Annotated in this window: 9 protein-coding genes; 6 read left to right on the top strand and 3 right to left on the bottom strand. The window is 57.8% G+C overall.

Annotated features, from left to right (window positions below):
* On the bottom strand, positions 1 to 976 hold a 976-nt coding region (locus tag HKN37_03860), incomplete at its 3' end, for a hypothetical protein (GenBank protein NNE45776.1).
* A 502-nt stretch (positions 977 to 1478) separates the two neighbouring features.
* On the opposite strand from HKN37_03860, the gene HKN37_03855 reads away from it, so the two are divergent.
* A complete protein-coding gene (locus HKN37_03855) occupies positions 1479 to 2456 on the top strand; it encodes a hypothetical protein (GenBank protein NNE45775.1) in 978 nt (325 codons plus the stop codon).
* A gap of 26 nt (positions 2457 to 2482) precedes the next feature.
* On the opposite strand, the gene HKN37_03850 is transcribed toward HKN37_03855, so the two are convergent.
* Positions 2483 to 3289, bottom strand: a complete 807-nt coding sequence (locus tag HKN37_03850) for a kinase/pyrophosphorylase (protein NNE45774.1) — start codon at positions 3287 to 3289, stop codon at positions 2483 to 2485.
* A gap of 202 nt (positions 3290 to 3491) precedes the next feature.
* Here HKN37_03850 and HKN37_03845 point away from each other — a divergent pair, with 202 nt between their 5' ends.
* Positions 3492 to 4862, top strand: coding sequence for a tryptophanase (locus HKN37_03845; protein NNE45773.1), 1371 nt, complete (start codon positions 3492 to 3494; stop codon positions 4860 to 4862).
* A gap of 26 nt (positions 4863 to 4888) precedes the next feature.
* Here the strand turns inward: HKN37_03845 and HKN37_03840 are convergent, their stop codons facing one another.
* Positions 4889 to 6127: a histidinol-phosphatase gene (locus HKN37_03840; GenBank protein ID NNE45772.1), complete on the bottom strand. Its 1239-nt coding sequence runs from the start codon at positions 6125 to 6127 to the stop codon at positions 4889 to 4891.
* 289 nt (positions 6128 to 6416) lie between these two features.
* Here HKN37_03840 and HKN37_03835 point away from each other — a divergent pair, with 289 nt between their 5' ends.
* The 4 genes from HKN37_03835 to HKN37_03820 all read left to right on the top strand — a co-directional run.
* Positions 6417 to 7253, top strand: coding sequence for a TonB-dependent receptor plug domain-containing protein (locus HKN37_03835; protein NNE45771.1), 837 nt, complete (start codon positions 6417 to 6419; stop codon positions 7251 to 7253).
* The gene (locus HKN37_03830) at positions 7160 to 9532 is read left to right on the top strand and encodes a SusC/RagA family TonB-linked outer membrane protein (GenBank protein NNE45770.1); all 2373 of its coding nucleotides are present in this window, start codon (positions 7160 to 7162) and stop codon (positions 9530 to 9532) included. The genes HKN37_03835 and HKN37_03830 overlap by 94 nt, the downstream gene beginning before the upstream one ends.
* Positions 9533 to 9578: 46 nt before the next feature.
* Positions 9579 to 10925, top strand: coding sequence for a RagB/SusD family nutrient uptake outer membrane protein (locus HKN37_03825; protein NNE45769.1), 1347 nt, complete (start codon positions 9579 to 9581; stop codon positions 10923 to 10925).
* A gap of 211 nt (positions 10926 to 11136) precedes the next feature.
* Positions 11137 to 11404 (top strand): serine hydrolase (locus HKN37_03820; GenBank protein NNE45768.1); only part of this gene is annotated, 268 nt, incomplete at its 3' end.

The following is an 11404-nucleotide window of genomic DNA, read 5'->3' as shown; positions in this document are numbered from 1 at the left end:
CGGTCAGGCAATCGATCAATCCCCAATTTTCTCGTTCAAAAGCTGACAGGGTCTGAGAACCGCCACGATTCTCGTGCGCTGCCATCAGGTGATAGCCCACCCCCGGCCGGTCACGGTCAACAGCAATATGCCCCATGATTCCTACCTCTCGTCCAGGCGGGAAGAGACCATGAAGGAACTCGTGCGCCATCAAGCGAAAGAGGTTCAGGTCGGGGAAGATGTTGCCGGCATTGTTGTACTTGATGTATGCGCCGCTTCGATAGTCATTGATCTTCTTGAGATTTCCGGGATCCGATCCATAAACAGCGCTGGAGTTGTAGCCAAGGTGAGCGACTCCACTCGCACCGCCAGAAGTCAATTTCACCCCCATCGGTTGTCGCAGGACGATGAACACGAAGTCGATCACGCCGTTCTCGTCCGCATCGAAATCGGAAAGGTCGACTGACGGATCATCGTTGAGTGTGGTCATGATCTCACGAGACAGCCTTTCAAGATCCAACGCCGTCGCATCTATCTGCATGTAATCCCGCGCATCGTACTGTGTGGCTATTACGCGATGGAAGGACTCGCCGAGCACAATCAGCTTTTCGCTGGATTGCCTGTAGAAGTAGTCCGTCAGAGACCGCCTATCGAACGGTGGCAGGTTGTCGGAATCAAAGACGTAGTCGGCGAAATCAGGAAGCTGGTCCGGATGCCGCCACTGCCGTGCTTTCTCCGTACAGCCGGGAAACACGGTCGTGTCGTCGCGAAATCGGACGAAGACGACGAGCACCCTTCGCAGTTGCGCGTCGGTCGCACCGGTGTACTGCGAGGTCGTCGCCTCGTCTCGTGAGTGCGTATGACCGCTCGTTCGGTCCTGAGACAAGGCGACGCCGGGCGCGATCGCGGCTCCGGCGGTGATGACGATGGTCAGAAGCGCGGCTCGGAATTCGCCGGCAGAGAAGGAAGCGCGATGGCGCTGTGGTCGGAATTGCATCTCGGAACTCCGTCTCGTTCCACACGGCAGTAGCCCGACGGCCGTGGTCCGCGAGACCAGGTGTGTTGGAGGACACGCTGTCCGAGTAGGCAACAATTGCGAATCGAATGCGACATCGGCGGGGTGAAGTATTGAGCTACACGGAGTTGCCCCGACGCATCGGACAACCGGTGCGATGACCCGCCGGGGTGAGACCGCGAGGTCATCGATGGCACCCGGCGATTCGGTGGATGGAGATCAAAGCCGTGTCCGGCCGGATGGAGGCAACTCGTTAATCAGCTAAGCAGCCTACCGTCGAGAAACCCAAAGGTCGATTCAGCGTCATGCCGATCATCCGCTCAGGGTTGCGATAACCCCGAGTATTACAACGAGTTACTTTACATGGGAGACCGGTGAGGGTATATTAATTAGGATGGGCCCTCCGGCGCGGAGTTCATGCTCCCGCGCTCTCACTGTGGGTCCGTCTGCTCGCCCGATCTGTGCTGCAAATCCGTCGAATGCGATGAACGAAAACACCGTAACCGAAAACGTTGCCAAACAATGGCACCAATCCCTGTCGCCTGAGATTCGGACAGCCATTCGTGGTCTCCACAAGATTGACAAGCGCTGGAATTTCATCGCCCTTTTCTTCCTCGCCAACTGGGCGGTCGGGGCGTGGGTCGTCCTGACCTTTCCGCATCTGGCCGTGCGTATCCTCGGGACTCTCTGGATCGGGATCGTGATACACGGGCTGGCGAACCTCATGCACGAAGCCACTCACGGCAACCTCTTCCGCAAGCAGTCCGCCGATCGCCTGTTGGGCTTTCTCTGCGGTGCACCGGCGTTTTTCTCGGTCACTGCCTATCAGGTGACTCACACACTGCACCACGCACACAACCGGACCGACCTCGACCCCGACGAGTTCATGAACATCACGAACAAGAAGGGGGTACTGTCGCTCTTGTTCTACCTCTGGCTGTTCATCGGGATGTTTCTGTACTTGATACACGTTCCGCTAACTGCACTGCTTCGCGGTAGCAACAGGGATCGGCGGCGCATCGTTACCGAGTATGCGATCATGTTTGTGGTTTACGGCGGCGTCATCCTGGCGAGTCTCCGATTCGGATTCTGGGACGCGGTTGTTGCCGTGTGGCTTATTCCATGCCTGGTTGCCGCGTTCTTCGGCAATGTCAGAAGCTGGGCCGAACACATGCTCACGTTGAAGGGACATCCCCTGACGGAGTCTCGAACGGTTTTGAGTTCTAAGGCGTTCTCGCTGTACAACGTAAATCTGAATTATCACGCCGAGCATCACCTGTATCCGGGAATGCCCTGGTATAATCTCCCGAAGCTGCACAAGGTGCTCCTGCCCGAGTACAAGCGGATCGGCACATCCATTTACAAATCGTACGCCGTTTTCCTGTTCGACGCCGTCCGATATGGCGTACACGGGCTTGCGCCGAAAGTGCGCCCAAGTGTGGGAGCCGACGTTCCGGCCTGATTCACTGGTCGGGCGACGAGCCGTGTCTACCTCGCGGCTGATCGTTTCATCACATCGAGGACCTCGGTCGCGATCTCTTCGATGGGCTTGTTCGTAACGCTCACGACCGACCATCCAGGGTGGCGATCGAACAGATCCTGCGCATACTTCAACTCGCGGTGCACATGACTGGCTTCGGCGTACCGGCCGGTCGCACCGCCGAAGAGATCCTGGCGAGCTCGCCGCAGGTAGGCGAGATGTGACGAATCCGTCGTGAGTGCGACGACCTTCCCGGGTTCGATGTCAGACAGTACAGCCGGGGCCGGGATGTCGAGTACGATCGGGACGTTCGCAACCAGCCATCCTTTGAACGCAAGGTAGATGCTGAGTGGAGTCTTGAACGTTCGGGAGACACCCACGAATATAATCTCAGCCAGGTCGAGTTCTTGTGTCCGCTGACCGTCATCGTGGCGAAACGCAAACTCCATCGCTTCGATACGCTGGAAGTACTCTCTGTTCAACTCCCGAAAAAGCCCCGGCCTCTCCGATGGCGAATCTGCGAACCGATGAGCCAGTTCGGTGAGGAGCGGGCCAAGGAGGTCCAGAGCCACGACTCCGTGTACCCGGCTGTATTCTCCAATCGTTGTTCGAAGCTCACTGGACACAATCGTGTAGACTACGAAACCGTCGCCGGGACTCGCCTCGTCGATGATGTTCCGGATTTCCTCTCTCGTTCTGACATTCGCGTGAAGTCGGATCTGGGCCCGGTCGGCACCAAACTGAGTTAATGCTGCCTGTACGGCACGATCGGCTGTGCCTCCCGTGCCGTCTGATACTACAAGAATCTGAAACACGTCGATATGCGTTGATGCTTGCGCTCGTCATCACGGACTATGTACCACGGGCGGCGCAAGAAATCCAGTGGGCCAGTCGACTCGGGCGTAGCCGGAAGCTGAGGTGAAAATGTCTGCAGTACGATCGTCTGCGAACGCCAGCCTGCGCGTCCTTAACTTGACGGGCTAATGAAATGCCAAACCCGAATAGAGACACCGAGGAATGGACCGCATAATCGAACCCTTTCGGATCAAGGTTGTCGAGCCCATCAGGATGACCACGCTGGCCGAGCGCGAACAGATCCTTCGAGACGCCGGCTACAATCTATTTCGAATCCCCTCCAGTGCGATTCTTGTCGACCTGCTGACTGACAGCGGAACAGGTGCGATGAGCGCCGAGCAGTGGTCGGCCATGATGCGTGGCGACGAATCGTATGCCGGGAGTCCGTCGTTTGAACGGTTCGAAAAGGCGGTCAAGGACATTTTCGGCTTTCAACATGTGATACCTACGCATCAGGGACGAGCTGCGGAGCGCATTCTGGCGGCCACGCTGGTTCGTCCGGGCCATGTCATCCCGAACAACACGCATTTCGATACCACGAGGGCCAATCTGGAGGCGGCCGGGGCCAAAGCGATAGACCTCCCGTGTGCGGAAGCAAAAGACCTGGCGACTTCGCATCCGTTCAAGGGAAACATCGACCTCGAAGCCCTGGAGCGGGCACTGGACGCAAACGCCGGTCAGGTCCCGTTCGCAATGATCACCATCACAAACAATGGTGGTGGTGGTCAACCCGTGTCGATGGATAATATCCGTCGGGCGTCCAAGATCTGTCGTGACCGTGGAGTTCGCTTCTATCTCGACGCATGCAGATTTGCCGAGAACGCGTACTTCATCAAAACGCGCGAGCACGGGTATGCGGATGTGTCACTCATCGATATTGCCCGAGAGACGTTTTCGTATGCGGATGGCTGCACCATGAGCGCCAAGAAAGACGGCATGGCGAATATCGGCGGGTTTCTCTGTACGAACGACGATCTGGTCGCGAGTCAGGAGAAGGAGCTGCTGATTCTCACCGAGGGGTACCCCACGTATGGAGGGCTGGCAGGCCGCGACCTCGAAGCGATCGCGGTGGGACTGTACGAAGCGCTCGACTATAACTATCAGCAATACCGCGCCGCCTCCACAAGCTATCTGGGAGACCGGATTGCGATGGAAGGCGTGCCGATCGTTCAACCGCCCGGGGGGCATGCCATCTATATCGACGCGCAGTCGATGTTGCCGGACATTCCGAAGTCAGGCTATCCGGGTCAGGCGCTTTCCATCGAGCTTTACCGGCACGGCGGTATCAGGTCTGTCGAGATCGGGTCGGTGATGTTTGGACGACGTGATCCGAATTCGGGAGAGGAGTCTTTCGCGGAGAACGAGTTGGTGCGGCTGGCCATCCCGCGCCGCGTGTACACCAAGAGTCAGATCGACTTTGTGGTGGAGTCCATTCTGGACGTGTTTCAGAATCGCGAGAGGGTCCGAGGGGTGCGCATCGTATCGCAGCCAGAGGCGCTTCGACACTTTTCGGCAACGTTCGAACCGGTCTAGCCTGGACGATCGTCTGCCGGCTCATTTCACGGCAAGACCGGCTGTGTCCACGCTACTTCGAGTTCGCCGTCGCGCTGTCCATTCTCCTTCGTCTTGTCTGACACAACGCGGGCACGAACGTACAGCTCGTCACCGGTGAATGTGTACGAAGCTGAGGAGCCTTCCGCCTTGTCCAGCAACACGCCGACCTGGATGGATCGCTGCTGCGCGTCGTAGTCATCGCTGTCGGACTCAGCACGGGGCATGCGTGTCCCGACGAACTCGGTTGTGTAGCTGACGCCTGGTTCGGCATCGAGCGTTATGGAGAGGGCATCACGGGTGAACTTGATGTCGGCGATTTTAACGCCCGTCGACGCATAGAAATCTCCGCGTTCCATGGCTGCAATCAGGCTGTCGGTTTCCAGCGATTCCGAGCGCACCTGAATCCAGCCTCGACCGGGATTCACCAACCTGGACGCCTGGCCGTGATAGTGGTGGGCATCGTCGACCGCGAGTCCGTACATGATTTCGCGGCCGTGAAGAAGTCGCTCGGCGAGAACCACATCCCACATCCGGTCGGTGCCTATTCTCGTCGAGTCGCCTTCATTGTGAACGTCTGGATGGCCATTGTAGACCTCGAAGAAGCGATCACCTTCGAGGGCTGCCAGGTCAGCGGCCGTGACGGCCCACTGGTAGTTGGGGTGATTGATGTGGGGGAACATCGGCCGGCCGGTCTTCTGCCGCTGCTCGAGCACGGCGTCAACGTTCCTTTGCATGACGTCGAGCACACTGTTTCCTGCCTGAGGGGCAATCACCTCCATCAGATTCGTGGCGTTGATCCCGATGTGCTTAGACTCGAACCGGCCATTGATCTCTTCGCTCTGGATGATGACATACTGTCCTTCCTCTTCCAGCAGGGGCCGGTATTCAGCAAGGGTCTTCAGCCTGACCAGCGTATCACCCTCCTGCACGCTCAAGTTGACCCATTCTGAACCGAACCGGTCCAGGTACTCGGCTAGTGCGCCTTGCTGCAGGTCACGTGCGGACACCCACTGCTCGCCTTCCGCCAGCGTGTTGTGGTCGGATAGCGCAATGAAATCGTAGCCGTTGGTCTTGTACCAGTCGACGATCATCTCCGGGAAGTCGTCTCCGTCACTCCAGAGCGAGTGTGTGTGGAGATTGCCCTTGCGCCAGGGAACCTCGCCGTCGTGTGGTCGGGCGCAGCCGGAAACAAAGAAAGCGAGAAGCAGGACTGCAGTGACGCGCTGCTGAATTCCGTGAGGCATGAGTTTCTTTCTTGGACCCGTCGAATGTGTAGGCGAGCCGAATGGCAAGGACGAAAACGATGCGGCGGCCCGCTCATATGGCGTGCAACAGGATCCAACCGCTGCGGCGATCGCATGTGCCCCGTTATAGGCAGAAACCTGCGATAGAGATGCCGTAGGGGTTTCCCGACCATCACTGCGTCACATTGTAAATCGGTGGATGCGTTCATACCTTATTGAATCGCCCTGACAGGGACCCTGAGGGCTCTGACCGGGATTCGTTTCGCATATGTTCATCCGATCGTCTGCCATGCGTATATCTACTACTTTGAGAGGTCGTTTCGTCGTCCTCTCTCGAACTGGCCTACAAGTTCTGCTCACCACATTCGTGTGCTTGCTGCTCGTTGCTGACGTCAGTGCCCAGGAGCGTCGTATCACGCTGCAGGGTCAAGTCTCAGACGACGAAGGGCGTCCACTTCCGGGAGTGTCTATCCGTGTGACCAACACGACGCTGGGTACCGCTTCAGGTGTGGACGGCAGCTACGAATTTAACTTTCCAACCACGAGAACGTCGGTCACTGTCGAGTACAGTTTCGTCGGTTTCAAGACGGAGCGCAGACAGGTGTCGGAATCGGGCACGATCAACCTGGTGCTGCAGCCAGACATTCTGCGGATCTCCGAAGTGGTTGTGACGGGTACAACCGGTCTGACGGAGAGGAAGCAGCTTGGTAACACGATTTCCTCGGTTGGCGGGAGTGAGATTGCAGGCTCCGGTGCCGTTGATGCATCGGGCGCGCTTTCCGGAAAAATCACCGGCGCTCTGGTAACGCAGACGTCAGGATCGCCAGCCGGTGCGATCTCGGTCAAGCTCAGGGGCAATAGCACGATCAACAGTGGCTCTGAGCCGCTCTACATTATCGACGGCGTCATCGTTGACAACAGCTCCAACGAACTGGTGCTGGTCGGCAGTGGCGGCGTACAGAATCGACTTGTCGACCTGAACCCTGCCGACATCGACCGGATCGAGGTCATCAAGGGTCTGCGGCTGCGGCGATCTATGGTTCGAGAGCGAGCAACGGCGTCGTGCAGATCTTCACGAAGCGAGGCAAGTCGGGCGCACCGACCGTCACCTACTCGACGTCCGTGATGATGAGTCAGGTGCGTAAGACGGTGAAGGTCAACGACTCTCCGGTCGAGTGGGTCGATCCCACCGACAACACGAACCTGGCGACGCGTCCGGTCGAGCGGTTCGACTACCAGGACTACATCTTCGACGAGGGATATGGTACGGATCAGTTCGTCTCGGTATCGGGTGGAAGCGACCGCACCAGTTACTATATCTCCGGTTCTCACAAGTTCAACGAAGGGATCATTCGCAACTCGGATTTCCAGCGTACGACCCTCCGCGTGAATGTCGGCCAGACGCTGTCGGACTGGGCGTTTGTGAACGTGGGCACCAACGTCACGCGAAGCTTCAGCAACGACATTCCGACGGGTGGCGAGAGCTTCTTTGACGGCGCGATCACGACCATCCAGTTCCTGCCGCACAATGGTTCGGCCGAGCCGGATGAACTGGGCAACTACTCAGCGCCAGGGACTGGTAATGCCTTCTTCGGCAACCCGTTTGAGGTGATCGATACGTATGAGTTTACCCAGGAGATCAACCGGTTCACCGGTAGTGTCAACCTGAACTTGACTCCCTACGAGGGTCTGTCCGTTGATCTCATCACGGGCTATGACACCTACGGCCAGGTGTCACGTGGATTCAAGCCCGTGGGCGGCGTCGCTGTGCCGAACGGCTTCACGAGACGAGGAGACATCACGCGAAAGCTGTACAACATCGACCTCAACGTGAAGTATGCGACCCCGATTACGGATGATGTGGAATCGACGACCGCTGTTGGTGGGACGTATCAGTATGACAAGGCCGAGTCCATTATCAACGAGGCGAACAACCTCGGACCGATCGTTCAGACGATTGACGGCGGTACCATTGTGGCGAGCTCCGATTTCGTTTCAGAGCGCGCCGTGCGGGGTGGATATATCCAGCAGACCTTCGGGTATCGCGATCGGATCTTTCTGACCGGTGCGGGCCGTATCGACGGTTCCTCGGTCTTTGGCGAGGACAACAACACCCAGTTCTATCCGAAAGTCAGTGGTGCATGGGTGTTGTCCGAAGAGTCGTTCTGGGATGGTCTCTCGGATGCAATCGGGACCTTCAAACTCAGAGCCTCGTGGGGCAAGTCAGGTAACCTGACGGGTATCGGACCCTTCGAGCGTTTCACCAACTACAATCCGGTTTCGTTCGGCGGCCAGACGGGTCTCATCCCGTCGACGTCACTGGGTAATGCGGATATCAAGCCCGAGACGCAGAAGGAGCTCGAGGTGGGAGCGGACTTCTCGATAGTCAAGAACCGCATTGGTGTCGAGTTTACGTACTACGATCAGACCGTCGACGATCTGCTGCTTTCGCGAGTGTTGTCACCGTCGACAGGGGCTTCGACGAGGATCGAGAACGTGGGTCAGTTGACGAACAAGGGAATCGAGGTGATGGTTCGCGGCGTCGTCGTCCGTAAGGAGGATCTCGACGTGAATGTGACTGCGATGTTCAGTCGAAACCGCAACAACGTCACGTCACTTGCGGGAGGCTCGAGATTCGGCATCGGTGGATTCAGTTCGCAATACGCAATTGAAGATCAGCCGCTGGGCGTGTTCTACTGGAGAGCATATGCGCGTGACGACAATGGCGATATCCTCCTGACGCCGGGCGGGCTGCCGCAGGCAGAACGGGGTGACCAGGCGCTTCAGATCGCCTGTGAGACCGGTGATACATCCATCTGCGATCCGAATGATTCCAGCATTCGCCGGGACAGTGACGGAAATCTGACGGGCGCTCAGAGAGACGCGAGCGGTCAGCCAACTGGAGGACTTCTGCGACTCGTTGTAGGAGATCCGAACCCGGACTGGACCGGTTCATTGATCACTGACGTGAACTACAAGCAATGGGGTTTCCGGATGCAGTGGGATGCAGTTCAGGGTGGAGACATCATGAACTGGAACCGGAGGAATTTCGACCGGCACAACTACCGTGGCGGCTACGACTACGGGCTGGAGGAGCAGGGACTGGTCACGAAGGGCACTGCCAACGCCAAGGGCAGCGGCCTGATCCTCGAGGAGTATGTCGAGGACGGATCGTTCATCAAGCTCAGAGAGATAGCCGTTAGTTATACCCTGATGCCTAAGACGCGAGTGCTACGGTCGGTCAGGTTGACATTATCGGGGCGAAATCTCCTGTCCATCGACGATTACAAGAACTACGATCCGGAGGTGACGATCAGTGGTCGGAACACCGGTGTTCGGGGATTCGACTTTGGCACAGTACCGATTCCACGGACTTATTCGTTGGGCGCGACCCTGACGTTTTAGTCAACACACTTTGTATTTCTTCGAATCGACATTCCAGATGAAAGTCATGAAAAGGATAACGAGATTAGCCCTCTCCGGCGGTACGTGCTTGCTACTTGCCGTGGGGATGGCCGCATGTGACACGAACTTTGACAATCCCAACGCGGCGAGTGAGGATCAGGTCGTGTCGACGGCCGGTGGACTGCAGTCGCTTGCCATCGGGATGAGGAGAACGTATTCGATCAGTTTCCTCAGTCCGATGATTAGATCCTCCGCGCTATCGACGCGAGAATTTGGGGTCGTGGTCGGATTCACCAACCCGCAGGAGATCGAACTGGGCGGTTCGGCCCTGCCGCCGGAGAACGGGATCCTGACCAGTATCTGGAGTAATGCCTATCGGGTGATGGGTATGGCAGACCAGGTCATCGAGAACGCGAACGTTGTAGGCGAGCCCGCAACGCGCGGGGCCTTCGAGGCCACCGGATACCTGTTCAAGGGAATGGCCCTGGGTACGCTTGCACAGTTCTATGAGCAACTGCCGATTGCCGTGGACCCGGGCGGCGAAGGCGAGTTTCGGCCGAGAACTGAGGCTGTCGAGGAGGCAGTAAGGCTGCTCGAAGCCGGGCTGGCTGCTGTACCGGCCAGTGTTCCGGCCGCGTTCCGTAGCGACGTTCTCGGGTCGTCCGACTTCGATCTTGAGCAGTGCCTGAACGCGTTTCTCGCGAGATATCGACTGGTACTCGGCAATCATGCGGGTGCCATATCGGCTGCGAATGCCGTGCTTGCGGATTACCCGAATATCAGATCAGCCTGGATGTACGACGACGGAAACAGCAATGAAAATCCGCTGTACATCCAGACGACACTGGAGCCGGCCACGTATCGTCCTGTAGATAACTTCGGATTCGATCCGACTCAGTTCGTGGTCGATGATGGAAGGCTGGATTTCTTTCTTGAAGACCGTGACGAGATAGGGGAGACCTCGAGGATTCCTGTCGAGACCATGCGAGGGTTCTTCGACGTCGTAGACGAGCCGATTCCAGTCTTCGTGCCAGGCGAGATGTACCTGACACGTGCCGAGGCGTACGCACGCCAGGGAGACATGGGGAACGCCGTCTCCAACCTGGATGCTGTCTTGACCAAGACGGACGATCCGTTTGGAATCAACGCCGACACGGACGCGTACTCCGGACCCATGACGCAGGACGATGTGCTTGTGGCCATCTATCGGCATCGTCGCGTCGAGACGTTCCTGGGTGGCACGAGCCTGGAGGATAGCCGGCGCTTCTTCCCGACGTTCAGTCCGCCTTTTGAAGGCGACTACGATTCGTACGATCGGAACAGGAACTACTATCCCTATCCGCAGACGGAAAGGGATAACAATCCGAACATTCCGTCGAATCCGAGTATCTAGCAGGTCGGTGACGGACCCGCGGCAACATGACAATCACGGATCGGGCGTCCTGTGGAGAACCGCAGGGCGCCCTTCGTATAGATGCAGGATGAGGTAACGAATGGTTTCATACTGCCATCGGCTTTCCAATCGATTGATATACACGGTCATCGGAACGGCGGCGTGCTGCATTCTGTTGTCGGCTTGCTCGCGTCCCGCTGAAGACGGACCAATGATCGCAGCGCTGCAACAAGCGGACAGCACCGTTCAGGCAGCGATCGATGCCGGACTGGTGCCGGGCACCGTGCTGCTCATCGCGCGGGATGGAGAGACCCTCCACGAGAAGGCCTACGGCTTCGCCAGCCTTGTCGGGGCTGACGGACGGATGCTCGAGGCACCCGAGCGGATGACGACGGACCACGTGTTCGACCTGGCGTCTCTCACGAAGGTCTTGGCGACCACCTTCGGTGTGATGCTACTCGTCGACCGAGGCGAGATCG

The sequence above is a fragment of the Rhodothermales bacterium genome (assembly GCA_013002345.1).
Classification (GTDB): Bacteria; Bacteroidota; Rhodothermia; order Rhodothermales; family JABDKH01; genus JABDKH01.
This window is presented reverse-complemented; position numbering and strand designations above follow the sequence as displayed.